The following is a 24,940-nucleotide window of genomic DNA, read 5'->3' as shown; positions in this document are numbered from 1 at the left end:
ATAGAGAACGGAACCATTGCTGATAATCCGCAACAAAAAAAACCGTAAGCGGATCACTTTTTCAAGTGTTCATCTTACGGGTTACTGTTTAGCATAGCTTTCGATCATTTATTATATTATTCGAATTTCCAGCAGTTCAGGCTAAGTGTTCCGTATTGGTATGCCTGAAACATCCGCTGCGCCTTCGTGCCTTTGGCCGCCGTTCCCAAAACGTAGAACAGCGGGACAAAATGCTCTTTGCCGTAAGATGGGACTGCTTCCCTAGCGTGCGGCGCCTTCTGGTCGTAATTGAACAGTTCCTGAAGATTCCGGGATTCCAGCGCCTCCGCAATCCAGGCGTCGAATTTCAGCGCCCAATCTTCGGGCTGATCGCTGTTGATAAGCAGCCGAAGATTATGGACGAGACCTCCGCTGCCGATGAACAGCACGCCTTCCTCTCGTAGAGGCGAGAGCATTCGTCCAATCTCATACTGCTCCTTCGGGGAGCGCAGGGAATCGACGGACAGCGCGATAACCGGAATATCGGCCTGCGGGAACATTTTCTTCAAAATTACCCAGACCCCATGATCAAGCCCCCTGCCCAACACAGGCTGGTGAGGCAGGTTATGGCTCGTGAACAACTCACGAATCCGCAGGCTCAGCTCGGGATCTCCCGGAGCAGGATAAGTCAGCCGGTACATATCTTCCGGAAAGCCGTAGAAATCATGCTGCGTTTCGTAACGCTCGTCGACCGTAAGCAACTGCTGCGGACTCTCCCAATGCGCCGAGAAGACGACAATAGCCCGGGGCCTGGGTAAATCTGCGCCGAGCCGCTCCAGAAAGCGGGTATATTCGTTATCCTCGAGGGCGAGCAGCGGGGAACCGTGCGCGATAAAAAATGCCGGCATTTTCATCGATGCCTACCTCCGTAACCAGTATGTGGTCTGCATCTTTATTTTACCGCTTCTTGCCCGCTATTGCGAGCGCACCGCCCTGCCCTATATCATCCAGTTCTGCCATTCCTGCTGGATTTGCTCCTGCCGGTTCATCCACTCCCGCGTCGTTCGGATGACCTGGGACTGCGCGTCGCCCGAGGAGAACGTGTGATTGGCCTGGAATACGATCTCCTTGTCGCAGCGGCCTTCCGGACGTTTCCAGAACAGCTTCTGATACAGGAAGGCATAATCTACCGGGATGACTTCGTCGGAGGTACCGTGGACCAGAAGCACATCGCCGCTGAATTTGTCGGCTTCCTGAAAAGGCTGAAATTCGGCCAGCGAATTGAAGTATACGGGGGTGAAGGCATAGCCCGCATGATCCGCCGAGCCCGTCTTCACCGCCATGTCGTACGCCTCGCGCCCGACGATTTTGACGATATCATTGAACGGATACCCGACCGCCGACCACATCACCAGAGTCTTCACCCGGCGGTCGCGGACTCCCGTCAGCAGGGCTACCGCTCCGCCCAGGCTGTGCCCGATCAGCGTCACACGAGTCGGATCGACATCGGTGCAGCTCAGGCCGTAGTCAAGCACAGTCCGAGTCTGCGCGATCATGGATTCAAGACTTTCGCTGCCGTAGCTGCCGCTGCTTTCACCGCAGCCGATATAATCAAAGCGGATCACCATATAGCCGTCCTTCGCCAGCTCGCGGGCGGCCTTGACGAACAGACGGTCCACACCGATACGGCTGCCGACGAACCCGTGGCAGATGACGGCGAGCGGGACCCGGTCCTTACAGCGTCCGGTCGCTCCCTGCACCTTTGACGGATAGTGGATGCTGGCGGTCAGCTCCTCTTGATTATGTCTGATGACGATAGCCCGTTCCATACAGAATCCTCCCTGTACATTGTTTATTCCAAGTTTCATTGTATATTCAATTTCATATAAATCCGATTAACTTAGTATGAATTATATATACTCATCTTACCCCCTGCATCCTGCTGTTGTCAATAGAAAAGACCCCTTTTATCCTGAAGGACAAAAAGGGTCTTCACGGGACGTCCGTCCTTAAACGGCCAGCTATTCGTAGCTGTATTTGAACATGTCGTGCGTTTCTTGTCTGCCTTCCCAGCTCTTCAGCCACTCCTCAGGAGCGCCGGGGGCGCATTCCCATAAGCTGGCTGAGCACTCCTCGGGCAATTCCGCATGACCGACCGACATTTCTTCGGCAGGGTTCTTCGGCTGCTCACTCCCCGCCTTGTCACGCCGTTGTTCCACGTTTCATCCCGCCTTTCTTTTGAGCGAACCCTCTCAGGGGCCGTTCAACAGTCAGTGTGCGCTCTTTAAGGAGAGACTATTCATGGGCAAAATATCGCAAACAACCGTTTTGTCCAAAGGGAACAAAGGTTTCAGCTTAATGCTGATTATTCATAGCCGCTGTCGGAGGCATCGCCGGTCTCTTGTCCGGCTTCCGGGCTCTGCAGCTTCTCCCTCGGAGCGTCGGCGGCTGAGTTCAATAGACTGAACCCGTCCGAGCCTCCCCAATCGGTGATACCGTTCCGGGGCGCGGTTCCGCTCTCTGCATTCTCTTCCATGCCGCTTGGATTCACGGGCTCCATAAAGCATCATCCTTTTGCCGTTATCGCCGCCTAACGCGGCGTCCTATCAGTGTTAACCGTTCAGATGCGTTTATACACTTATACACGCAGGAGACCGGCGCTTGCAGCAATGCCCGCTCCGTTGATTGATGGACGAAGCCTGGAGCTGAGGCGCGGAAGCGGCCGCAAAGCGCATATCCTTGCACTGTCCGCCGGCGGGGCCGTATACTTTGGGTAGTGGAGACAAACCGATTCATCACACGGAGGTTGGCGTTAAGAGCATGAAAGTGAAAGATATGATTAAAGAAAATAACCGTTTGCGGGAACAGATGACGCCCTTCAACCGCTCCTATATGGAGGATATGATTATCGCGCTGCGGGCAAGCCGGATCAACAAGCTGCGCACGGAAGAGCTTCTGCTGGAAGCCGCCCATACCATGCTCAAAGCCCAGGCCAGGGGGAAAAACGCGAAGCAGGTATTCGGGGACAAACCCGAAGAATATTTTAAAGCGATCATGGATGAAACACCCGAACGCCCTGTGTTTAGCAGGCAAAAGATAGTGCTGATGATTCCCTGGGTTGCCCTGACCTGGCTGTTCGGGGTTCTTGCGGCCGGCGGCCTGCTCTCCCTATGGATTACGGGAACCGCCGGCATGTTCGGACAAATCGGCCTGTTTACGCTAATCAGCGTCGGCTTGGGATCGATTATTTTTGTAGGACTGATTATGAAATGGCTCGGTTCCTTGTCGGAAGACGACGCGCCCAAGGCCGGAAAATTCGATTTGAAGTCTCTCGGCACCTATGTCGCCGTCGCCGTTATCATCGTTACCGCCGGTCTCCTTCTCGGCAAATGGCTGCCGGCGTTCACCCTGTCCCCGTGGGTCAGTCTGATTGTATTCGCGGCAGGGCTGATCGGCCAGAGACTGTTGTTCCGCCGCAAGTAACCTCTGCCTCATGCATAGACTGGAGGAGTTCAATTGACAAAGAAACATTCCATTTTGACGGCTGCTCTCGCATCCGTCCTTACACTGCAGTTCATCATAGCCGAACCGGTCTCCGTCTTTGGCGCCGGCTCTTCCTCTGCGGGAACATCCGCGGCGGCGTCCATTACGGCGGGCACAAGCCATGCGGAAGCCGTCTACAAAGCGTCGCTGCCGCTCCTCCTGTCCCCGAACAAGCTGCCTGAGGCCATTTCGTACCTGAACGCCAATATGTACGGAGTCGGGACTTACCGCGCCACCATGATGACACTAATGCTTGAAAATGTCCAAAAGACGGCGCTGCCAGCTTGGGATGATAAATTTTACAATTCCGCAGTTCAGCGCAAGCTCATAGACATTTATGAGCCTGGAGACAGTTTGGCGCAGCTGGCGGACAAGACGAAGAATGTGAATCTGAGTCTGATGCTGCGGCGGGCCGCCGCATGCGGATACAAGCTGGAGACCGCCGAGGGTTCGTTCTTCCCGGTTATCGATTATGACGCTTATCGGAAATACAAGTTGTATGTCACAGGTGACATCCGCGATTATATTTCCATTATGGCTGTCGAATCAAATTTCCCGTCCAGCAAGGATAATGGTCTTGTGATTGCCTGGACGGAGGTGGCGTCCCGAGCGCTGGCTCAGGAATCCTTTCTGTCCGCCTATCCCCGGTCCAACCGTTTGGGGATCGTAAAACAGCTGTACCGGATGTACGAGACCGATACGTTCTATGGCCTGAACAACACGCCGCTGTTTCATTACGATAATCTGGAAATGGATCTGGAGGCACAGAAAGCCTACGGCGCGATTCTGGCCAAGAGCACCGGCAAAAGCGCTTATCTGGAGAAGCTGGACGGCTTCATGAAGCTGGCGAAGGAGCATGACTACAAGCTGACCGATGAAATCGAGCTATACCGCAGGCAGGCGGCGCCGCCTCAGGAGTAGTCCGCCTATCGGCAATCGTTCCCCTCTTCGAAACCGGCATTGGGACGATAAATACAAAGCTGCCTGAATAGGCTTTACAGCCCCTGAAGTTTCTTCTCGGTTTCTCTTTTCTTGTCGTGACTAAGCTCCACAAAAATGGTTGACATTGTGCAATCGGGATTATCGATCCTGATGTTGCGGTTGTTGAAATGGACATTCCGGTTCCGGTTCCGACACCGGGACCTGTGCCGTATCCTCCCGCTCCGGATCGGGAGCTGGAACGCCGGGTAAATCGCCTGGAGCGTGAAGTGCAGCGGTTGTCAAATGAAGTCCAGCGGCTTGACCGACGGGTGGACCGCCTGGAACGTCAGAGTTAAATTCCTTCAGGTATCGTTGAAGGAATGCCTTGGGCTTTCCGACAATCATACCCGCACGAACAGCCCCGCGGATTCCTTCCGCGGGGCTGTTTATCAATCCAATTCGTTTAACCAATAGAAAAAAACCGCGCACGGGCGCGGTTTTTACAGCTGTTTGTCCATATGTTAATGACTAGATCAGCATATTGAACAGATTCAAGTCCTTGTTCAGTTCGACATAATCCACGCCCTTAAGCTTCATCCGCTCAAGAAGAGGCTCGTAGGCTTCCTTGGACAGCAGCTCAATGCCGACGAGGGCTGGACCGTTCTCCTTGTTGTTCTTCTTCGTATATTCGAACCGGGTAATATCGTCTTCGGGACCGATCACCTCTGACAAAAATTCGCGCAGCGCGCCCGCCCGCTGGGGGAAGTTGATCATAAAATAGTGCTTCAATCCTTCATAGATCAGCGAGCGCTCTTTAATCTCCTGCATCCGGTCGATATCATTATTGCCGCCGCTCACGATGCAGACGACCGTCTTGCCCCGGATCTGATCTCGGTACAGGTCCAGTGCCGCGACCGGCAGCGAGCCTGCCGGCTCCACCACGATGGCATTCTCGTTATACAGCTCCAATATCGCCGTGCAGGCCTTGCCTTCCGGCACCTTGACGATGTCGTCCAGAGCGCGGGAACAGATATCGTACGTAAGTCCTCCAACCCGCTTCACCGCCGCGCCGTCGACGAACTTGTCGATTTCCGGCAGCGTAACGACCTCTCCCCGCCGGAACGCCTCGCTCATGGAGGCCGCTCCCGACGGTTCCACGCCGATAACCTTGGTAGAAGGGCTGACCGTCTTCACATAGGAACCCACGCCCGCCGCCAGCCCGCCGCCACCGATCGTCACGAACACAAAATCGGCCGGTTCGCTCAGACTCTCCATCACTTCCATCGCAATCGTTCCGTTGCCGGCAATGATCTTGGGCTCGTCGAACGGATGAATGAGCGTCATGCCGTGCTCAACGCAGGCCTGCATCGCTTCTTCGTAGGCGTCGTCGAACGTATCTCCCTTGAGCACCACTTCGACATAATCACCGCCGAACCGCCGAACCTGTTTCACCTTCTGATTGGGAGTGGTGCTGGGCATATACACTTTGCCGTGAATACCTAGCGCACGGCAGGAGAAGGCGACGCCCTGCGCATGATTGCCCGCGCTGGCGCAGACGATCCCCCGGTTTCTTTCCTCTTCGGACAGGCTGCGGATCATATTGTAAGCCCCGCGGATTTTGAATGAGCGCACGACCTGAAGGTCCTCGCGCTTTAAATATACATTGCAATCGTACTTGGCCGACAGCACCGCGTCGCGCTGCAGCGGAGTCCGGACAATGACTTCCCGCAGCATGTGATGCGCCCGCACGATGTCTTCCAGCCCCACGATCCGGTTGTCGCTTTCCTTCATGAATTCTCCTCGCTTCACTATCTTGTTAGCATTTCGTAGCCTTCTTGTAACATACTCCCCCGGCGGCAATTTTTCAAGCATTGCGGGCGCAAAAACGGCCCCGGCGTTTAGTAATCGCCGGGGCCGAACGATGCTGGCACAATGATTTACAGTTTATGCCTTAAAACGGGACACAGTATTCAGCAGCGCCGACGCGCTCTGCCGGATCTCTTCCATCTCCGTAACAATGCCGCTGGATTGGCTGATAATCCGCTCCGATCTTTCGGCAATGCTGCCCGCGCCCTCGGCGCCTTCGTTCGTGGCAATCGTCGTTTCACTGATGGCGCTCAGCATATTTTGGATAGAGGCAAGCAGTTCCTCCGTAGTGGCGCTGAAATCCGTCACCAGATCTTCTACATACTTGGCGTCTTCACTGTACATTGAGCCCGTCTGCTGCATGGCGTCGTAATCGTGCAGGACCTGCTTGTCCACAAATTGCAGGATATCCTCCGCCCCTTCGACGAGACTGCCCACCGCCGTAACAACCGAGCCGGTGACCTGCATAATTTCTCCTACGGCCTCCCGGGAATTTTCCGCCAGCTTGCGGATTTCCTCAGCGACCACGGCGAATCCCCGCCCCGCTTCTCCAGCCCGCGCCGCCTCGATGGAGGCGTTCAGCGACAGCAGGTTCGTCTGCGCGGAAATCTCCAGTATAGCCTTCGTCAGAACCTTGATCTGTTCGATCGACCGGGACTGCTCGATCGCATTCCGAAGCTTCTCTTCGCTCTGCCCGTATAGCCGGTCCGCCGCCAGGCGGGACTCGATGGCCGACTGTTTGAGCCGCTCGGCGCGCGCATTAATATTCCTCGCCGACTCCGCTCCCTCTTGGGCTTTCAAGGCGATGCTGTTAATGGCGCTCTCGATTTCCAGCGTACTGGCATTCATTTCCTCCATGGAGGCGGCGGTTTGCTGCATTCCCGCCGATAATTCTTCGGTCGTAGCGGACACGTCCGCGATGTTCTCGTCCAGGGCGAAGATATTTTTCTCCGTATTTTCCACCGCATTAGAAATGCTGTCCGAGGTTCGCATGATTTCGCCGATCATTCTCTGTTGGGAAGCGATCATTTCATTGAAGCCCGTGGCCAGAAGCTTCATTTCTCCGATGGCCTTGAAGTCGGCGCGTACCGACAGGTCCCCGTTCATCGCGGCCCCGAAGGCGGAGGTCAAGACCGGAATTGGCTTCAAAAGACTGCCGGAAACGAAATACAGCAAGAGGCCCAGAATGACAATGGAAGCTAGAATGGACAAAATAAAAATGAGCTGGAAGGTGTTCAGAGCGCTCTCCGCGTCTCCCGAAGGCACGACAAGCGCTACCGCCCATTGATGGTCTACTGCGGGAGCATAAGAAACATAATTGGAGCGGCCGTCAATATCCGTCTTCATAACACTTGCGCCCCATTGTACCATTTTGTCGCCGACCGCTTTCCAGTCCGCTCCCAGCTCCCCGATCTTCTTAAGCAGGATATAGTCGCTGTTCGGGTGGTAAATGAAGGTGCCAGCCTTGTTGACCAGCAGCGCAAATCCGCTGCCATTATAGTTGAAATCTTTCAGCTCCTTCGTGATTTGCTCAATCGAAATATCAGCACCCGCCACGCCGATCAGCTTGCCGTTGTCGTCCAAAATCGGAGCGCTAAGGGTAACGACCATTTTGCCGGAGCCGGCGTCAATATAAGGGTCGGTCACCGTAAGACGGTTGTTCTTGACCGTTGTCGCATACCAGGCGCGTTCCTTCATGTTGTAGTCGGCCGGAGGTTCGAATTCATCCTGGGTTATGACCTTGTTAACGCCATCCAGACCGATATATACGTTCTGCAGATTCTTGTTGTTGCCCTTGGTAAGACTCAGTGTGCGAACAAGTTCGGTGTATCCTTCCGTCGTCTTGACTTGGTCCGGCGAGGGTACGCTTGTGATGTAGTCTCTCACAAAAGCGTTGACGCCCAGCAGCTGCACACTGTCGCCGGCCGGCAGCAGCAGATCGTTCACCTTTGAAGCAATCTGGCCTTTTTCATAATCAAGCGATTGGCGCAAATCATTGACGATAACCTTCTTGGCGTTGACGTAAATGACGGATGCCATGATTGTAAAAATGATAACGACGGACACGATAACGGACAAAAACAACTTGCCTCTGATCCCCATGTCGGAGAAACCGTGCAGTAATTTACCGGCTAAGCTCTTGAATCCCGCCTTTTCTTCCGCACGCTCTCCTGACTGCGCCGCTTCCGCCATAGGTTTAGACAGCCCTTTAAGCAGCCGTTTGTTCGGCAAGCGAAGCTTCAGCTTTGACGGGATCATTCCTTTTGACCACGGTTTGCGATTGTCTGCAGAGTGACTCTCCTCTAACGGCTTGGAAGCCGACTCGTTTTTTTCATTAGGAGATAATTTTTGTACCATGATGATCCCGCCTTCAACATAAATTATAAACATACTTGTTTGTTTTCTGAGAAAGAATATCTCTTTTTCGACTTATTTCTACAAAATCCCACTTTACTCCTTTACCGTTTAACAACGACATTCGAACAAAGTGTGAAGAAATGAAAGTCCGATTTCAGAAAATGCCTTTATAATTGCTATCGGATTTCATTTTGGAGTTAATTAGAGAATGTCAGGTTTTCTATCAAAAAATGTGTCAGCTTTATGTTAATGTCGAAATTCGGACTTTTATGCATCAAAAAGAGCCTTCACTCCTGTGTACAGGGAGTAAAGACTCTAATGAAAGGCTTATTCTACTGCTTCAGCATCCACTTCAGCAGCTCCGGTACGCTCGCCCACAGCCGCGAATGCATGATCACGTACTCGATTGCTTCGTTGGCATCGCCCATCCCGATAAAATCGGGCAGATTGTGGGGAAGAATTTTTGCGCCAAGCAGATAATCCGGGACATGCTTGTTCACGCCCTTTGCTACGCGATACAGCATTTTTAAGCGGGAGGTGACGCCATGGCGTTTGAATTCGAGCACCATCCGGTCATAGGCAAACGAAGCGGACCCGTCGTCCGCGCCGTAAGCTTTCAGCAGCTCCTCCGCCTTTTCCAGCCGGTCACTGTACAGGTAGACGGCAAGCAGCAAAAAGCGCGCTCCCATATTGTCAAAGGGGTTAAGCTCCAACATATGCTCCAGCGTTTGGGCCGCCTCCTCCGAAATTCCGCCGAACCAGCATGATTCCGCATAGCTCTTGCAGACGCGGAGGTAAGGGCGCGTCTCTTGAATCAACCAGAAGTGCCCTTTGTTCTCGGCAAAAAACTCCCCGCCCAGCTCCCGGCGGCCGGCTTCCATCCCGGATTTCAGCAGTGTCCGCGCTTCGTGCTCGTTCTCGGCCTCTTCAGCGAGCACCAGATAAGCTCCGGGATTGTCGAGATCCAGCTCAAGCGCCGCTCTGGCCAGCTGAATTCTGCTCTTCGAATTGCCCGCCTCCATCGCTTTATAAACCAGCTGCTGCGCCTTCTCCTTAGCGCTTCCACTCATCGTTCCGATGAGCAGGTCCGGAGGGAATGATTCCTCCGGGCTTCCGATGCCGTGTTCCTCGGCGTATACGCGCAATTCCTTGACTCTGCGCGCAATCGTACCCGGCGCCACCTCGTACTTCTGGGCCAAGTCCGCCTGGCTCAGCATGAAGCCGTATTCCTCGGACAGCAAATATTCTATCGCCGCGCAGAACACGCCTTCCTTCTTCACCAACGGCTTCACCTTACGCGAGTAGCCGTTCCACAGCATCAGCGCTTCCGCGATCAGTTCCTTGTCATATTCGTATCTCATCTGCTCAATTAGCGTGAGTCCCAGCCGCTCATGCGCCGGGCTTTCCCACTGCAGGTCGCGCGAGACTAATTTTCTAAGCTTGGGAAGCGTCAGCTTGTCCCCTTGGGATGCCGTCTTCCCCTCTGAAACGGCATGCTCCTCCACAAGGGGCTGCGCGATCGTTCCCCGCACGGTCGTTTCGGCTGTCGCCCCCACCAGGCTGAGCGCGGGAACTGCGGCTTCCCGTTCTTTACCGATACAGCACTTTTTATATTTTTTGCCGCTTCCGCATGGGCATAGGTCGTTTCTTCCGATCTTGATCAAAACATATTCCTCCTTAAATCTGCAGCACACCAAAAAGTAAACAGCCCGCACATATACTTTAGGTACGTTCCGCGTGACTGTCCATGACGATATTATAGCATTTCCGGCATTTAAAAAGGGTCCCTCCGCTATCGGAAAGACCCTTTCTTCTGTATATATCCGTACATTTTCCCCCGTACGAGATGTATTATAGCACTTCTCTCACGCCTTGTCAGTCCTTTTTTAGGACATTTAACATAAAAAATTGTGGGTTCTCCCGAACTAAAATCCGACTATTGTCTTAATAACGCTTTGGCTGCGATATCGGTCCGGTTCTGCTTGCCGTCAAAGGAAATCCGGTTCGCCTTCGCATAAGCGGCTTCCCGCGCTTCCGCGATCCCGGCACCGAGCCCGACAACGCCGAGCACCCGTCCGCCGCTGGTCACGATGCCGCCGTCAGGACCAAATGCTGTACCGGCATGAAAAATGAGCCCTTCCCGTCCGCCTTCGTCCAGCCCGGCGATCGGCACGCCTTTCGGATAGGAACCCGGGTAACCTTCCGAAGCCAATACGACACAGACGGCCGCCTCATCGGTCCACTGGATATCCAAGCTCTCCAGACGGCCTTCCACTGCCGCCAGGAAAATCTCCAGCAGATCGCTCTTCAGTCTCGGCAGGACGACCTGAGTCTCCGGATCGCCGAAGCGGGCGTTGAATTCGACGGTTTTGGGAGTACCGTCCGGCGAAATCATCAATCCCGCGAACAGGACGCCCCGGAAAGGCCTGCCTTCGGAGACCATGGCCTTGGCCGTGGGGACGATAATCTTCTCCACCGCTTCACGAATGATAGAATCATCGATATGCGGCAGCGGAGAGTAGGTGCCCATCCCGCCGGTATTGGGACCTTTGTCGCCGTCAAAGACCGGCTTGTGGTCCTGCGCCGCCGGCATCGGACGCACCGTCTCGCCATCCACGAAGGCCAGAATCGACATCTCCTGTCCCGCCAGAAACTCTTCGATTACGACCTGACTGCCGGACTCTCCGAAGATGCGGGATACCATCATATCCTCCAGCGCCTGCTCCGCTTCCTCGCGGGAATAGGCAACGGTTACGCCTTTGCCCGCCGCAAGGCCGTCCGCCTTGATGACAATCGGCAGCGGCTGCTCACGCAGGTAAGTCAGCGCCTCTGCATGATCGCTGAATTTGCGGTAAGCCGCAGTCGGTATATTATATTTATGCAGCAGGTCCTTCATGAACGCCTTGCTGCCTTCAATCTCGGCCGCGTTTTTGCGCGGCCCGAAGACCTTGAGTCCTTCTCCTTCAAGAACGTCTACAATGCCAGCAGCCAGCGGGTCGTCCGGTCCTACTACGACAAGACCGACCTCTTTTTCCTTGGCGAACGTGGCCAGCTTATCGAACTCAAATACGCCGATTGGCACGCATTCCGCAACCTCCGCGATCCCGGCATTGCCCGGCGCGCAGTAAATTTTATCCGCTTTGGGGCTCTTGGACAGGCTCCAGCATATTGCATGCTCCCGTCCGCCGCCGCCAATCACCAAAATATCCATACCTTATAAAACCTCCGGTCCGTTCTAGTGTTTGAAATGACGGACGCCGGTAAAGACCATAGCGATTCCGTGCTCATTCGCAACCTTGATCGATTCCTCGTCCCGGACGGAGCCGCCCGGTTGGATGACTGCCGTAATGCCCGCTTTGGCTGCAAATTCAAGCGTATCGCCCATCGGGAAGAATGCGTCTGAAGCCAGCACCGCGCCTTTGGCTTTGTCTCCGGCCTGCTCGATGGCAATCTTCGCAGCGCCCACGCGGTTCATTTGTCCCGCGCCCACGCCGACTGTCATGTCGTCCGCTGCAAGCACGATAGCGTTCGACTTCACATGCTTGACAACCTTCCAGCCGAACAGAAGCTGCTTCAGTTCTTCTTCGGTCGGTTTGCGGTCAGTTACGACTTTAAGATCGTCCGGGTTAATGGAGTGAACGTCGCTTTCCTGCACGACCATGCCACCCTCAACCGTTGTGACGACAAAGCTGCTCTTCCGCTCTGCGGCCGCGCCAAGCCCGCCGATTTTCAGCAGACGGATATTTTTCTTCTTCGATAAAATTTCCAGCGCTTCGTCCGTAAATCCGGGAGCCAGAATGATTTCCAGGAAAATTTCCTTGAGCAGATTCGCCGTATCGGAATCGATGTAGCGGTTAGCCGCCACGATGCCGCCGAAGATGGAGACCGGATCGGCGTTGTAAGCTTTTTGGTAAGCTTCCAAGATGCTCTCGCCGATGCCGACACCGCATGGATTCATATGCTTCACCGCCACAACCGCCGGCTCATTGAATTCCTTGACGATTTGCAGCGCCGCGTTGGCGTCGTTGATGTTGTTGTAGGACAATTCCTTGCCGTGCAGCTGCTCGGCGCCGGTCAGCGTGTCCTGAGCCGCCAGCGGTGTACGATAGAATGCCGCCTTCTGATGCGGGTTCTCGCCATAGCGCAAATCCTGAATCTTCTCGTAAGTTACCGTGTAGCGCTCCGGCAGCGGTTCGCCGGTCACATTGGACAGATAGTCGGAGATCAGGGCATCATAAGACGCCGTGTGGCGAAATACTTTTGCCGCAAGCCGTTTGCGGGTTTCCAGCGTCGTGTCACCGCCCGCACGCACTTCTTCAAGCACGTTGGCGTAATCGTCGGCGTCCACCACCACGCTTACAAACGCATGGTTCTTCGCCGCCGAACGCAGCATGGTCGGCCCGCCGATGTCGATGTTCTCGATCGCTTCCTCGTACGTTACATCCGGCTTTGCGATCGTCTCCGCGAACGGGTACAGGTTCACAACAACCAGGTCGATGTAATCCAGCCCCAGTTCGGTCATCTGGCGCGTATGCTCCTCGTTGTCCCGAACCGCCAGCAGGCCGCTGTGAACGGCGGGGTGCAGCGTTTTGACGCGTCCGTCCATGATTTCGGGAAAGCCCGTCACGTCGGAGATACCGATGACTGGCACGCCTTCTTTTGCCAAAAGGGTGCTCGTTCCGCCCGTGGAGATGATTTCTACGCCCAATGCCGACAGCTCGCGGCAAAAGTCCACGATGCCCCGTTTATCCGATACGCTGACCAGCGCTCTTTTGATACTCACTTTGTATAGTCCTCCTCCATATTGACTTACGGTTTATTGGGTAAAACATTGACTGCATGAATATTTCTATTTTTAAACTTTTTATTTCGGGTTTCCGGCAGCCGCTCGCTAAATGATGCTCTTGCTGCTTAATATGTCCCATTCAGGTTCAAAGGCAGCTTATCCGACATTTCTCACAGCTTGTGCAATATTTCCCGAGAAATATCAAAACTCCAAGGGCTCACTCATTCAAATGTCGAATGAAACTGACGACCGCCCCACCGCTATTGCCGAACCGTTGCCTTTCTTCCGTTCAGCCCGACCCTTCCGGCTGCAAAAGCGGCGACCACTTCCGGATAAAGCTCGTACTCGACCCGGTGAATGCGCTCAGCGAGAGTATCCGCCGTATCGTCGTCCTCTACCGTAAGCGCCCGCTGGGCAATGACAGGCCCCGTATCCATACCTCCATCGACAAAATGCACCGTCACTCCCGTCAACTTAACTCCGTAAGCCAGAGCCTGTCCGATGGCATCCTTCCCGGCGAAAGCCGGCAGCAGCGACGGATGAATATTAATGATGCGTCCCTCATAGGGGGACAGCAGTACCGGGGTTATGAGCCGCATATATCCGGCCAGCACAATAAGGCCGATCCCGCGCTGATGAAGCTCCTCTACAATCCGCGTTTCGTACTGCTCGCGGCTGTCAAAATCCTTGGGCCGCAGCAGAAGGGCCGGAACCCCGGCCTCCTGCGCCCGGCGCGCCACAAGCGCTTCCGGCCGGTCGGACACCAACAGTTCAATGGTGCCACCGCCCAGCCGCCCTTCACGCTGCGCCTGCGCCAGCGCCGCAAAATTGCTGCCCTGCCCCGAAGCAAACACGGCGATCCGGCTGTAATCCATCATACATCCGCTCCCGTAAAGGTGACCTTTCGTTCTCCTTCCGTGACCTTGCCGATCACATACGCTTCCTCGCCGCTGTCTTTCAGCAGTTGCAGCGCTTTGTCCGCGTCATCCGCGCCCACTACCAGCACCAGGCCGATACCCATATTAAAGGTCGTGAACATATCGCGGTTGGTCACGCTGCCTTTACGCTGAAGCAGCTCAAAAATCGGCAAAATCGGCCACGAGCCGTACTTGATGTCCACATTGACGCCATCCGGCAGCACACGCGGAATGTTCTCGATGAAGCCGCCGCCTGTAATATGCGCCATGCCCTTCACCGGAAGCTGTTCCAGCAGTGCGAGAAGCGGCTTAACATAAATTTTGGTCGGCGCCAGCAGCACGTCGGCAAGCGGCGCGCCCAACTCCGGCAGCACCTCATCCAGACCATGCCCGCCTTCTCCGTCCAGCAAAAGCTTGCGCACCAGCGAGAAACCGTTGCTGTGAACACCACTGGAGGCAAGTCCGATCACCGCATCGCCGGGCCCGATATTTGCGCCAGTTACCAGCTTGGCCTTATCTGCGACACCAACCGTAAAGCCTGCGATATCATATTCGCCTTCCGCATACATGCCCGGCATTTCCGCCGTCTCTCCGCCGATCAGCGCGCAGCCCGCCTGATGGCAGCCTTCCGCGATTCCCGAAACGATCGCTTCGATCTTCTCCGGCACCACTTTGTCGCAGGCCAGATAATCCAGGAAAAAGAGCGGCTCCGCGCCCTGTACTACAATATCGTTCACGCACATGGCGACCGCGTCGATGCCGATCGTATCGTGACGGTCCGCAGCGAAGGCGATTTTCAGCTTCGTGCCGACTCCGTCCGTTCCCGATACCAGCACGGGCTCCTCGTACTTATCTTTATTCAAGCCAAACAACGCACCGAATCCGCCGAGCTCCGTCATGACCTCGGGGCGAAACGTGCGCTTCACATGCTTCTTCATTCGTTCTACCGCTTCATTGCCCGCCGCAATATCCACACCGGCGTTTTTGTAAGCTTCCGACACTTGGACACCTCTTTTCATGTAGTTAAGCAAAAGATTCCGGTTAAGTCGTCATTTCGTGGACAGCTTGGACTTCCGATCGCTGTTATGCTCGGATTTCCGGATTGAACCGCTTGGCGGTCGAAATCCGAGCATAAAGGCGAACGCTACGCTTCTCCAGTTCCAATCTTCCCCTTCATGACGCCTTCCCGGAATCGAGGGGGAGCGGGATAGGCCGGGCGCCGATGTAACCGGCGCCCGTGCCCGGGGCGAGACCTGCCGCGACTTCGCGCAGCGAACAGCACGGGGCGGTCAAGCCCCCTAGTGACCGCCGAGCGAAGCGGCGGTCCTCCTCGCTTGCGGCGAGTCCAGCCAGCGCCTTCGCGAAGCGAACAGGTTGGGGCTGGACGAGCCCTTATGCAACGCTAAGCGAAGCAGCGGTGCGCCTTAAGCCCCGGCGGCGGCCCCAGGCCGGATGCCGGGAGCCGCAGAGCCGTTAAGCGTGTCCCGCTATCCGCGCAAGCGGAAGGGACGATAAGCGGCTGCCCACACCAATCCCCCGCTTAGCAAGTTCAAACCAAACACAATTACGCCGAGCTTTCGGGTGGCCGGAGGGCAGGCCCTCCGGGGTCCCCCTTGGCAAGGGGGATTTAGGGGGATGGACCCACGATTTAGGGGGATCGAAAAAACGCTAGCAGCTGCATCCTTCCTTCTCAGCCCCGCCAAAGTCAACCTGCGTCGGATAATCGTTATCGAAACAGGACAGGCACAGCCCGCCTTTGTAATCACCGCTGCTCAGGCCGCCGATGGACTGAATCAGTCCGGTTGGCGATAGGAACGCCAGCGAATCCGCGTTGATCTCGCGGCGAATTTCTTCAACCGACTGATGGGAGGCGATCAGCTCCCGCCGGTCCGGCGTGTCGATGCCATAGAAGCACGGGTTCTTGAAAGGTGGCGATGTAATACGCACATGCACCTCGGTCGCTCCCGCTTCGCGCAGCAGATTCACGATCCGGCGCGAGGTCGTGCCCCGCACGATGGAGTCGTCGATCATGACGACACGCTGGCCTTCCACGACGCGGCGGACGGCGCTGAGCTTCATTTTGACACCCTGCTCACGCAACTCCTGGCTCGGCTGAATGAAGGTCCGGCCGGTGTACTTGTTCTTGATCAGCCCCAGTTCGTACGGAATGCCGGTCTGCTCCGCGTAGCCAATGGCAGCGGAGATGCTGGAATCCGGTACGCCTGTCACGATGTCGGCGTCGACAAAGCCTTCAAGCGCGAGCCGGCTGCCCATCCGCTTGCGGGCGGCATGCAGGTTCGCTCCGTTCATATCGCTGTCGGGCCGTGCGAAATAAATATACTCCATCGCGCACAGCGCCTTGCGCTGGGGCTCGGCGAACCGGTCCTCCGTCAAGCCGTCCTTGTCCAGGATCAGCAGCTCGCCCGGCTGGATATCGCGGACAAGCTCCGCGCCGATCGTCTCCAGAGCGCAGGACTCCGAAGCGAAAATATACGCTTCCCCGACGCGCCCCATCACGAGCGGCCGCAGACCGTTCGGGTCGGAAGCGACCAGCAGCTTGTCGTTGGTCATCAGCAGAAAAGCGAAGCCGCCGACGAGCTGCTGAAGGGCCTCTTTGGCCGCTTCCACAAAATCCTTCGGTGAACGCGCGATCAGATGCGCCAATACCTCGGTGTCGCTTGTCGTCTGGAAAATCGAGCCGCTGCTCTCCAGTTGACGCCGGATCAGCGGCTCGTTCACGATGTTGCCGTTCGTGGCAATCGCCAGATCGCCGTCACGGTATTTAAAGATGAGCGGCTGCGCGTTCGTCAGCCGGCTGTCTCCGCTGGTGGAATAACGAACATGCCCGATGGACATGTCGCCGACCAGCGACAGGATTTTGTCCTTGTCAAACACTTCCTTGACCAGTCCCATCCCGCGGTGGTAGTTGAAGTCCCGGCCGTTAGCCACGCAGATCCCCGCGCTTTCCTCGCCGCGGTGCTGAAGCGCATGAAGGCCGTAATAAGACATGGAAGCGGCTTCCGGGTGTCCGAAGACCCCGAAAACGCCGCATTCTTCTTTCAATGTATCAAATATATCTCCCGAGCCCGTTCCTTCGTTGTAAAAGTCGCCGGTCCACAGGAGGGGTTCCGCCTGCTTGTTCCCGGTCTTTATTTCATAAGACATGGAATAGCATCCTCCCAAATGGTTGTAAGCTCCGCCACCGGTTCGTCCAGGGCGGAAGAACCGTCAAGATTTAAACGCAGACGTTCGCCGCCTACGGTGCCAATGATCTGTACCGGCACGCCCGCAGCGGCGATATACGCCCGCAGCTCCTCCGCCTTGCCGCTCGAAGCGGTCAGCAGAATACGAGACTGGCTCTCGCTGAACAGCGCCACGTCGCGGCGCAGGCCGCTGGAGGCCAGCTCAACGTTCGCGCCGATCCGGCCGCTGATGCAGCTCTCGGCCAGCGCGGCCGCAATGCCGCCTTCGGACAGGTCATGCGCCGAGCGGACAAGGCCGCTGCGGATGGCGCCGAGAACAGCGTCAAGGAGCTTGCGCTCAACCGCCAGGTCCAGCTGCGGCGGACGGCCTTCCGTTACGCCGTGAACGGCGTACTGGAACTCGCTGCCGCCAAGCTCCGCGCGCGTTTCACCGAGCAGCAGAATGGCGTCGCCCTCGTTCTTGAAGGCCTGAGTCGTAATATGATCCGTATCCTCCACAAGGCCGACCATGCCGACTACCGGAGTCGGATAGATGGCGCCTGTGGCATTCTCGTTGTACAGGCTGACGTTGCCGCCGATAACCGGCGTGTCCAGCACGCGGCAGGCTTCCGCCATGCCGTCAACGGCGCGCTCCATCTGCCAGAAAATATCCGGCTTCTCCGGGCTGCCGAAGTTCAGGTTGTCCGTAATCGCCAGCGGCTGCGCGCCGGAGCAGACGATGTTCCGCGCCGCTTCGCCGACCGCGATTTTTCCGCCGACTTCAGGGTCCAAATACACGTAACGGCCGTTGCAGTCCGTCGTCATCGCAAGGCCTTTGCGCGTGCCGTTAATCGTCACGACCGCGGCATCCGAGCCGGGGCGAACCGCCGTACTGGTGCGAACCATGTAGTCGTATTGGTTGTAGATCCATGCCTTGCTTGCCACCGTTGGGGAAGCCAGCACTTTTTTAAGCGCGCCGCCAAGATCGGTCACTTCTTCATAACGAAGCGTATCGACCGCAGCGTTCTCCTCGTAATAAGCAGGTACGGAAGAAGGCTTGTCATACACCGGACACTCATCCACCAGAGCCGTTACCGGCATGTCGCCGACAATCTCACCGTGATGGAACAGCTTCAACTGACCGTCGTCCGTTACCTTGCCGACTTTGCAGCAAATGACTCCCCAGCGGTCAAAAATCTCCTGCGCCTGCGCCTCATCCTTCGGCTCGACGACGAACAGCATCCGCTCCTGCGACTCCGAAAGCATCATCTCGTAAGGCGTCATGCCTTCCTCACGCTGCGGCACCTGGTCGAGATACAGTTCAAGACCGTTGCCCGCCTTGCTCGCCATTTCCGAGCTGGAGCAGGTCAGGCCCGCCGCGCCCATATCTTGAATGCCGAGGACGATGCCGGTATCGATCAGTTCGAGGCAAGCTTCCATCACCAGCTTCTCCATGAACGGATCGCCGACCTGCACCGCAGTCTTTTTCGCTTCCGATTCCTCGCTCAGCTCTACCGACGCGAAAGTCGCACCGTGAATGCCATCGCGTCCTGTAGGCGGCCCGACGTAGAACACCGGGTTGCCGACGCCCTTGGCGACGCCGCGCTGGATTTTGTCGTGATCGATGAGACCGACGCACATCGCGTTGACGAGCGGATTGCCGTCATAGCTTTCGTCGAACATCACTTCGCCGCCGACGGTCGGGATGCCGATACAGTTGCCGTAGCCCGCGATGCCGGACACGACATGCTCGAACAAATATTTGACCCGGTCGCTTTCGAGCTTGCCGAAACGAAGGGAATTCAGAACGGCTACCGGTCTTGCGCCCATCGAGAAAATATCGCGGATAATCCCCCCCACACCCGTTGCAGCGCCTTGATATGGCTCTACTGCTGACGGATGGTTATGGCTCTCGATTTTGAATACAACGGCCTGATTGTCGCCGATGTCTACAATCCCTGCGCCTTCGCCCGGTCCCATCAGGACGCGGGGGCCGCTTACCGGGAATCGCCGCAGCAGCGGCTTCGAATTCTTGTACGCGCAGTGTTCGGACCACATAACGCTGAACACGCCGATCTCGGTGTAGTTGGGAAGGCGTCCCATGAACGAGCAGATCAGCTCATATTCGCTATCCGACACGCCGAACTGGCTGTAAATTTTTTGGTCCTTGATCTGCTGCGCAGTCGGTTCCTTAGCGGACACTTGCTGTGCCATGAGTATCCCTCCAGGTCTTCAAAATTGAACTGAACATCCGTTTGCCGTCTTCCGAGCCGAGCAGGGAATTAACCGCGCGCTCCGGATGCGGCATCATACCGACGACATTGCCGCGTTCATTGCAGATGCCCGCAATATCGGCTACAGAGCCGTTAGGATTGTCCGAATAAGTGAATACAATCTGGTTGTTCGCTTTAAGCGCAGCCAGCGTCTCTTCATCGCAATAATAATTGCCTTCGCCGTGGGCGATGGGAATGATGATTTCTTCGCCTGCCGTATAGTCCTTCGTGAAAGGCGTTTTATAGTTAACGACCTTAAGCGTCGTATCGTGACATCGAAATTTCATCGATTCGTTGCGGCGCAGCGCGCCCGGCAGCAGTCCAGCTTCGGTTAAAATCTGGAAGCCGTTGCAGATGCCAAGCACGAACTTGCCCTGCTCGGCCGCTTTGGCTACCTCGTTCATCACGGGAGCAAAACGCGAAATCGCGCCGCAGCGCAAGTAATCGCCGTAAGAAAAGCCGCCCGGAACGAGAATGCAGTCATAAGCAGACAGGTCGGTCGCCGTATGCCACACAAAGTCGACGGGCTCGCCAAGCGTTTCCTCGACCGCTTTGTAGCAGTCGATGTCGCAGTTGGAGCCGGGAAAGACAAGGACAGCAAATTTCATGACACTCACGCCTCCAATTCGTATCGGTAATCCTCGATCACCGTATTTGCGAGCAACTTCTCGCACATTGCCTTAAGCCGTTTTGCGGCCTCTTCACGGTCGTTCGTATCCAGAGTCAGTTCGATATACTTGCCGATGCGCAGACTTTCAACTTCCTGGAAGCCTACGGAATGAAGCGCCCCTTGTACAGCTACACCCTGGGGATCAAGCACGCTTTTTTTAATGGTTACATATACCGTCGCTTTTAACATACCTTTGTCGTTCCTCCTAAATGTTCATGCCGTTAAGCATCTTAAATTTATATTGAATTTCCCAATATCCAAAAAATCAGTTCAGCGAATGACCGGTAATCCGGTGGTAAATATCCAGGTAGCGGCGGCTCGTCTCGGCGACGACTTCCTCCGGCAGCGGGTCGGGGGTACTGTTTTTATCCCAGGAAGAGGACGCAAGATAAGCCCGCACCGGCTCCTTGTCCATGCTGTCGATTTCAATATCAAGCGCGTACTTGTCTTTTGCCCAGAAACGGGAGGCGTCCGGCGTAAAAATCTCGTCGATAAGGATCACCCTGCCGTCCAGAATGCCGAATTCGAATTTGCAGTCGGCCAGTAAAATACCGTGCTCTGCACAGATATCACGTGCGAAAGCATACAGCTTCAGACTCTTTTCCTTTAGCTCATCCCCCAGCTCCTCGCCGATCAATTCCTGCATTTTGGAAAAAGGAATGTCTTCGTCGTGTCCAACGTCATTTTTGGCCGCCGGGGTAAAGATCGGCTCCGGCAGCTGTGCGTTCTTGCGCAGACCCTCAGGCAGCTCGATGCCGTTCACCTTGCCGGTCTCCTGATACTGCCGCCAGCCGCCGCCGGTGATGTATCCGCGCACCACGCATTCCATGTCGATCCGCTGCGCCTTGCGCACAACCATGATGCGGTTTCTTAGCAGCTCCGGATTCTTGACAATGCTGCCCAGACGGTCCACATCGATATGAACAACATGGTTCTCCAGCAGTTCTTTCGTCTGCCCGAACCAGAAGGCGCTCAGCCGGTTCAGCACATTGCCTTTCTCAGGCACGGCCGGCTCCAGCACATAGTCGAACGCAGAAATCCGGTCCGTCACGACGATCAGCATATGCTCTCCCAAATCGTACAGCTCGCGCACTTTGCCTTTATACAGCAGCGGTGCGTCGATCAAATCCACCGCAGTCGATACGGCAGGGTATGTCATGGTCTTTCCTCCCTTGAAGAAATGAGTTTAGATCAAGCCCAGCTTGCGGAAAATCGTATCGACATTTTTGAGGTGCCACGACGGATTGAACGCGTCCGCAATCTCTTCGGGGCTGAGTACCGCCGTAATTTCCGGGGTGCTCTCCACGATTTCGCGGAAATGCTTTTGCGTCTCCCAAGCCTGCATGGCGCGCGGCTGTACCGTATCGTAAGCCTGCTCACGGCTGAAGCCCTTGTCGATCAGCTTCGTCATGACCCGGCCGGAGAACGGAACCCCGTAGGTACGCTCCATGTTGCGCTTCATATTTTCCGGGAACACGGTCAGGTTCTTCACGATATTGCCGAAGCGGTTCAGCATATAGTTAAGCAGCATCGTCGCATCCGGGAGAATAACCCGTTCCACCGAGGAATGCGAGATGTCGCGTTCATGCCAGAGCGGCACGTTCTCGTAGGCGGTGATCATATGTCCGCGAATGACCCGGGACAGGCCGGAAATGTTCTCACAGCCGATCGGGTTGCGCTTGTGCGGCATCGCCGACGAGCCTTTTTGTCCTTTGGCAAAAGCTTCCTCGACCTCGCGTACCTCGCTCTTTTGCAGGGCGCGGATTTCAGTGGCGAACTTGTCGAGCGAAGTCGCGATCAGCGCCAGCGTCGCCATATACTCGGCATGACGGTCACGCTGAAGCGTCTGCGTCGAGATCGGCGCGGGGCTTGTGCCCAGCTTGCGGCAGACGAACTCCTCCACGAACGGGTCTATGTTGGCGTAGGTGCCGACCGCGCCGGAGATTTTACCGAACTGTACACCGCTTGCTGCGTGGCGGAACCGCTCCAGATTGCGTTTCATTTCCTCGTACCACAGCGCCATTTTGAGACCGAACGTTGTCGGCTCGGCATGTACGCCATGCGTGCGGCCCATCATCGGAGTATCTTTGTAGGCGACCGCCTTATCTTTTAAAATTTCGATGAAATTCACAATGTCCTTCTCCAAAATCTCGTTGGCCTGGCGCAACAGATAGCCCAGCGCCGTGTCAACGACATCGGTGGAGGTCAGGCCGTAATGCACCCATTTGCGCTCCGCCCCAAGGCTCTCCGAAACCGCGCGTGTAAAGGCGATAACGTCGTGGCGCGTCTCCTGCTCGATTTCGTAGATGCGGTCGATATTGAACTCCGCGTTCTCCCGCAGCTTGACCGTATCCTCTTTCGGAATGACGCCAAGCTCCGCCCACGCCTCACAGGCACACAGCTCCACTTCGAGCCAGGCTTTGAATTTATTTTCTTCGGTCCAGATAGCACGCATTTCCGGTCTGCTGTAACGTTCGATCATGTGATTTCAGTTCCTCCAAAGGTTAGTTTGCTCTACCCAGGCCAGCGCATCCGCTGTATCCTTGCAGAGCAGGTTGATATGGCCCATTTTGCGGCCGGTCTTGCTTTCAGTCTTGCCATATATATGAAGCTTGGAGATGACTCCAAGCCGGTTGGCGTCTTCATCATCGCTGGTACAACGTCCGACAGCGCCCTCCAAATGCTGGCCCAGCACATTAACCATAACGGCCGGGGTCAGCAGCTCCGTGTCGCCAAGCGGCAGATTGCATACCGCCCGTACATGCTGCTCGAACTGCGAGGTGGCACAGGCGTCCATCGTGTAGTGGCCGGAGTTATGCGGCCGGGGCGCCAGTTCGTTGACGAACAGCTCGCCGTCCTCCGTCACGAACATCTCCACCGCCAGCAGCCCGACAGCATCCAGCCCAGCGATGAGCTTCTCCGCCAGCTCGCGGGCTTTGCGCTGGATGGCCTCCGGCACCCGGGCAGGGACGATGGACAGGTGGAGAATGTTATTCACATGAATATTCTCCGCTGCTGGAAAGCTTTTCACCTCGCCGCGCGGGCTGCGGGCGGCGATGACCGAAATTTCGCACCGGAACGGCACGAATTTCTCCAGCACCAGCGGGGCGTCTTCCGACGCTCCCGGAGAGCCGGCGTCTCCTGCCGCCGGAGCGCCTTGCGGCGAAGCGGCCGAGTCGGCCCGCTCCAGCGCGAGCCGCCGGAACGCGTCCTCCAGCTCGTCCTCCCAGCGGAGGACGGCCTGTCCCTTACCGTCATATCCTCCGGTGACGGTCTTCAGCACCGCCGGCAGGCCGAGCTCCGCAGCGGCCGCCTTAAGGTCCGCAAGGCTCGCCACCTTGCGGTACGGGGCTACCGGGACGCCCGCAGCTTCGATGGCGGCCTTCTCGCGCAGCCGGTGCTGCGTCGTGTGCAGCAGCGCGCTGCCCTGAGGCACGTACGATTCCTCCGCCAGCAGCGCGGCCACGCCCGCGTCGACGTTCTCGAACTCGTACGTGATCACATCCGCGCGGCGCGCAAGCTCCCGCGCCGCGCCGATGTCGTCGTACGCCGCAACGATCTGCGGCGATACCTGCCCGCAGGGCGCATCCGGCGCAGGGTCCAGCGCCACGAAGCGGTAGCCCATGGCGCTGCCGGACAGCGCCATCATGCGCCCGAGCTGCCCGCCGCCGAGCACGCCGACGGTCGCTCCCGGACGGAGCGTCCGCGGCTGCGCCTTACGCTCCGGCATATCCGCACCTCCGCTGATTCCGCCGCTCATAGGTCGTCGCTGCCTTCCAGCACTTCGTCGCGGATGGCGTCCCGGCGCCGCTGCGCCCGGCGCTGCACCTCGGGATCGAACGCCCCGATGATCTGGGCCGCCAGCAGCCCGGCATTGACCGCGCCGGCCTTGCCGATCGCAACTGTCGCGACCGGAATGCCTCCCGGCATCTGCACGATGGAGAGCAGCGAATCCAGCCCGTTCAGCGCCTTCGACTGCACCGGTACGCCTATGACCGGCAGGATCGTCTTCGCCGCAACCATGCCCGGCAGATGCGCAGCGCCTCCGGCGCCGGCGATAATGACGCGGATGCCCCTGTCCGCGGCCTCCTCCGCAAAGCGGAACATGAGATCCGGTGTGCGGTGGGCGGACACCACTCTTTTCTCATAGGAGATCTCAAGCTCTTCCAGCACCGCACATGCATGCTGCATTGTTTCCCAATCCGATTTGCTGCCCATGATGACAGCTACCTGCACCGACATTGTTCAACCTGCCTTCCGTTCATGAATGGTTAATCAGCTCCAGTTTCTATCTTGACCCATTTCTCTATAGTTTTCCATAATTCGCACAAAAAAAGCCCGATTCCCTGACGATATTGCGGGAATTTCGGACTACAGAGGAAAAAATAGACATTTTTCGACTTCTCCCCTCAAGGAGCGACAGAAAAAAGGACAGCATCGTTTCT

The 24,940-nt window shown here is 56.5% G+C and carries 23 protein-coding genes; 4 read left to right on the top strand and 19 right to left on the bottom strand.

The features are described 5' to 3' along the window. Nucleotides 1-116: 116 nt before the first annotated feature. From EH198_RS14745 to EH198_RS14730, 4 genes are all read right to left on the bottom strand, one after another. The gene (locus EH198_RS14745; protein WP_124696287.1) at nucleotides 117-893 is read right to left on the bottom strand and encodes a dioxygenase family protein; all 777 of its coding nucleotides are present in this window, start codon (nucleotides 891-893) and stop codon (nucleotides 117-119) included. A gap of 84 nt (nucleotides 894-977) precedes the next feature. After that, on the bottom strand, nucleotides 978-1,808 hold the full coding sequence (locus EH198_RS14740) for an alpha/beta hydrolase family protein (protein WP_124696286.1): 831 nt from the start codon (nucleotides 1,806-1,808) through the stop codon (nucleotides 978-980). Nucleotides 1,809-2,000: 192 nt separating this feature from the next. Then, complete coding sequence (locus EH198_RS14735; protein ID WP_124696285.1) at nucleotides 2,001-2,198, bottom strand: hypothetical protein; 198 nt, start codon at nucleotides 2,196-2,198, stop codon at nucleotides 2,001-2,003. 146 nt (nucleotides 2,199-2,344) lie between these two features. Next, nucleotides 2,345-2,539: a hypothetical protein gene (locus tag EH198_RS14730; RefSeq protein WP_124696284.1), complete on the bottom strand. Its 195-nt coding sequence runs from the start codon at nucleotides 2,537-2,539 to the stop codon at nucleotides 2,345-2,347. Nucleotides 2,540-2,814: 275 nt separating this feature from the next. On the opposite strand from EH198_RS14730, the gene EH198_RS14725 reads away from it, so the two are divergent. The 3 genes from EH198_RS14725 (at nucleotide 2,815) to EH198_RS24715 (ending at nucleotide 4,799) form a co-directional block, all read left to right on the top strand. Beyond that, on the top strand, nucleotides 2,815-3,462 hold the full coding sequence (locus EH198_RS14725) for a DUF1129 family protein (RefSeq protein WP_185702906.1): 648 nt from the start codon (nucleotides 2,815-2,817) through the stop codon (nucleotides 3,460-3,462). A gap of 33 nt (nucleotides 3,463-3,495) precedes the next feature. Then, nucleotides 3,496-4,443, top strand: a complete 948-nt coding sequence (locus EH198_RS14720) for a hypothetical protein (RefSeq protein ID WP_124696282.1) — start codon at nucleotides 3,496-3,498, stop codon at nucleotides 4,441-4,443. A gap of 188 nt (nucleotides 4,444-4,631) precedes the next feature. Next, nucleotides 4,632-4,799, top strand: coding sequence for a hypothetical protein (locus EH198_RS24715; protein ID WP_185702905.1), 168 nt, complete (start codon nucleotides 4,632-4,634; stop codon nucleotides 4,797-4,799). A 172-nt stretch (nucleotides 4,800-4,971) separates the two neighbouring features. On the opposite strand, the gene ilvA is transcribed toward EH198_RS24715, so the two are convergent. The 7 genes from ilvA to purM all read right to left on the bottom strand — a co-directional run bounded on the left by ilvA (nucleotide 4,972) and on the right by purM (nucleotide 15,371). Next, a complete protein-coding gene (ilvA, locus tag EH198_RS14715; RefSeq protein ID WP_124696281.1) occupies nucleotides 4,972-6,234 on the bottom strand; it encodes a threonine ammonia-lyase IlvA in 1,263 nt (420 codons plus the stop codon). Nucleotides 6,235-6,387: 153 nt separating this feature from the next. Then, complete coding sequence (locus EH198_RS14710) at nucleotides 6,388-8,667, bottom strand: methyl-accepting chemotaxis protein (protein ID WP_185702904.1); 2,280 nt, start codon at nucleotides 8,665-8,667, stop codon at nucleotides 6,388-6,390. Nucleotides 8,668-8,999: 332 nt separating this feature from the next. Further along, nucleotides 9,000-10,331 (bottom strand): tetratricopeptide repeat protein, encoded by a 1,332-nt coding sequence (locus tag EH198_RS14705; protein ID WP_221621525.1) that lies wholly within the window; start codon nucleotides 10,329-10,331, stop codon nucleotides 9,000-9,002. Nucleotides 10,332-10,603: 272 nt separating this feature from the next. After that, nucleotides 10,604-11,878, bottom strand: coding sequence for a phosphoribosylamine--glycine ligase (purD, locus tag EH198_RS14700; protein WP_124696279.1), 1,275 nt, complete (start codon nucleotides 11,876-11,878; stop codon nucleotides 10,604-10,606). A 24-nt stretch (nucleotides 11,879-11,902) separates the two neighbouring features. Beyond that, nucleotides 11,903-13,450: a bifunctional phosphoribosylaminoimidazolecarboxamide formyltransferase/IMP cyclohydrolase gene (purH, locus tag EH198_RS14695; protein WP_124696278.1), complete on the bottom strand. Its 1,548-nt coding sequence runs from the start codon at nucleotides 13,448-13,450 to the stop codon at nucleotides 11,903-11,905. Between the two features lie 263 nt (nucleotides 13,451-13,713). Next, complete coding sequence (gene purN, locus EH198_RS14690; RefSeq protein WP_124696413.1) at nucleotides 13,714-14,328, bottom strand: phosphoribosylglycinamide formyltransferase; 615 nt, start codon at nucleotides 14,326-14,328, stop codon at nucleotides 13,714-13,716. Then, complete coding sequence (gene purM, locus EH198_RS14685) at nucleotides 14,328-15,371, bottom strand: phosphoribosylformylglycinamidine cyclo-ligase (protein ID WP_124696277.1); 1,044 nt, start codon at nucleotides 15,369-15,371, stop codon at nucleotides 14,328-14,330. Before purM ends, purN begins: the two co-directional genes overlap by 1 nt. A 236-nt stretch (nucleotides 15,372-15,607) precedes the next feature. Here purM and EH198_RS24375 point away from each other — a divergent pair, with 236 nt between their 5' ends. Then, entirely contained in the window at nucleotides 15,608-15,847 is a 240-nt protein-coding gene (locus EH198_RS24375) for a hypothetical protein (RefSeq protein WP_148091504.1), read from the top strand. Between the two features lie 191 nt (nucleotides 15,848-16,038). Here EH198_RS24375 and purF read toward each other — a convergent pair whose 3' ends face one another. The 8 genes from purF to purE all read right to left on the bottom strand — a co-directional run bounded on the left by purF (nucleotide 16,039) and on the right by purE (nucleotide 24,737). Beyond that, nucleotides 16,039-17,535, bottom strand: a complete 1,497-nt coding sequence (gene purF, locus EH198_RS14680; RefSeq protein WP_124696276.1) for an amidophosphoribosyltransferase — start codon at nucleotides 17,533-17,535, stop codon at nucleotides 16,039-16,041. Then, a complete protein-coding gene (gene purL / locus EH198_RS14675; protein ID WP_124696275.1) occupies nucleotides 17,520-19,766 on the bottom strand; it encodes a phosphoribosylformylglycinamidine synthase subunit PurL in 2,247 nt (748 codons plus the stop codon). Before purL ends, purF begins: the two co-directional genes overlap by 16 nt. Further along, entirely contained in the window at nucleotides 19,744-20,433 is a 690-nt protein-coding gene (gene purQ, locus EH198_RS14670) for a phosphoribosylformylglycinamidine synthase subunit PurQ (protein ID WP_124696274.1), read from the bottom strand. The genes purL and purQ overlap by 23 nt, the downstream gene beginning before the upstream one ends. Nucleotides 20,434-20,438: 5 nt before the next feature. Beyond that, complete coding sequence (gene purS, locus EH198_RS14665) at nucleotides 20,439-20,684, bottom strand: phosphoribosylformylglycinamidine synthase subunit PurS (RefSeq protein ID WP_124696273.1); 246 nt, start codon at nucleotides 20,682-20,684, stop codon at nucleotides 20,439-20,441. Nucleotides 20,685-20,760: 76 nt separating this feature from the next. Next, nucleotides 20,761-21,654 carry a phosphoribosylaminoimidazolesuccinocarboxamide synthase gene (locus tag EH198_RS14660; RefSeq protein ID WP_124696272.1) on the bottom strand — a complete coding sequence of 298 codons (894 nt, stop codon included), beginning with the start codon at nucleotides 21,652-21,654 and terminating at the stop codon, nucleotides 20,761-20,763. Between the two features lie 27 nt (nucleotides 21,655-21,681). Continuing rightward, a complete protein-coding gene (purB, locus tag EH198_RS14655) occupies nucleotides 21,682-22,977 on the bottom strand; it encodes an adenylosuccinate lyase (protein ID WP_124696271.1) in 1,296 nt (431 codons plus the stop codon). Between the two features lie 6 nt (nucleotides 22,978-22,983). Continuing rightward, nucleotides 22,984-24,225 carry a 5-(carboxyamino)imidazole ribonucleotide synthase gene (locus EH198_RS14650; RefSeq protein WP_124696270.1) on the bottom strand — a complete coding sequence of 414 codons (1,242 nt, stop codon included), beginning with the start codon at nucleotides 24,223-24,225 and terminating at the stop codon, nucleotides 22,984-22,986. A gap of 26 nt (nucleotides 24,226-24,251) precedes the next feature. Continuing rightward, nucleotides 24,252-24,737, bottom strand: coding sequence for a 5-(carboxyamino)imidazole ribonucleotide mutase (purE, locus tag EH198_RS14645; RefSeq protein ID WP_124696269.1), 486 nt, complete (start codon nucleotides 24,735-24,737; stop codon nucleotides 24,252-24,254). Between the last annotated feature and the right edge of the window lie 203 nt (nucleotides 24,738-24,940).

It is taken from the genome of Paenibacillus rhizophilus, assembly GCF_003854965.1.
GTDB lineage: Bacteria > Bacillota > Bacilli > Paenibacillales > Paenibacillaceae > Paenibacillus_AQ > Paenibacillus_AQ rhizophilus.
Note: the sequence above shows the minus strand (reverse complement) of the source record. Positions and strands in the feature narration are given on the sequence as shown.

Coding starts and splice junctions, on each gene's coding strand:
- EH198_RS14745 (WP_124696287.1), bottom strand. CDS start 893: ATGAAAATGCCGGCATTTTTTATCGCGCACGGTTCCCCGCTGCTCGCC.
- EH198_RS14740 (WP_124696286.1), bottom strand. CDS start 1,808: ATGGAACGGGCTATCGTCATCAGACATAATCAAGAGGAGCTGACCGCC.
- EH198_RS14730 (WP_124696284.1), bottom strand. CDS start 2,539: ATGGAGCCCGTGAATCCAAGCGGCATGGAAGAGAATGCAGAGAGCGGA.
- EH198_RS14725 (WP_185702906.1), top strand. CDS start 2,815: ATGATTAAAGAAAATAACCGTTTGCGGGAACAGATGACGCCCTTCAAC.
- EH198_RS24715 (WP_185702905.1), top strand. CDS start 4,632: ATGGACATTCCGGTTCCGGTTCCGACACCGGGACCTGTGCCGTATCCT.
- ilvA (WP_124696281.1), bottom strand. CDS start 6,234: ATGAAGGAAAGCGACAACCGGATCGTGGGGCTGGAAGACATCGTGCGG.
- EH198_RS14710 (WP_185702904.1), bottom strand. CDS start 8,667: ATGGTACAAAAATTATCTCCTAATGAAAAAAACGAGTCGGCTTCCAAG.
- purD (WP_124696279.1), bottom strand. CDS start 11,878: ATGGATATTTTGGTGATTGGCGGCGGCGGACGGGAGCATGCAATATGC.
- purN (WP_124696413.1), bottom strand. CDS start 14,328: ATGGATTACAGCCGGATCGCCGTGTTTGCTTCGGGGCAGGGCAGCAAT.
- purF (WP_124696276.1), bottom strand. CDS start 17,535: ATGTCTTATGAAATAAAGACCGGGAACAAGCAGGCGGAACCCCTCCTG.
- purL (WP_124696275.1), bottom strand. CDS start 19,766: ATGGCACAGCAAGTGTCCGCTAAGGAACCGACTGCGCAGCAGATCAAG.
- purQ (WP_124696274.1), bottom strand. CDS start 20,433: ATGAAATTTGCTGTCCTTGTCTTTCCCGGCTCCAACTGCGACATCGAC.
- purS (WP_124696273.1), bottom strand. CDS start 20,684: ATGTTAAAAGCGACGGTATATGTAACCATTAAAAAAAGCGTGCTTGAT.
- EH198_RS14660 (WP_124696272.1), bottom strand. CDS start 21,654: ATGACATACCCTGCCGTATCGACTGCGGTGGATTTGATCGACGCACCG.
- purB (WP_124696271.1), bottom strand. CDS start 22,977: ATGATCGAACGTTACAGCAGACCGGAAATGCGTGCTATCTGGACCGAA.
- EH198_RS14650 (WP_124696270.1), bottom strand. CDS start 24,225: ATGCCGGAGCGTAAGGCGCAGCCGCGGACGCTCCGTCCGGGAGCGACC.
- purE (WP_124696269.1), bottom strand. CDS start 24,737: ATGTCGGTGCAGGTAGCTGTCATCATGGGCAGCAAATCGGATTGGGAA.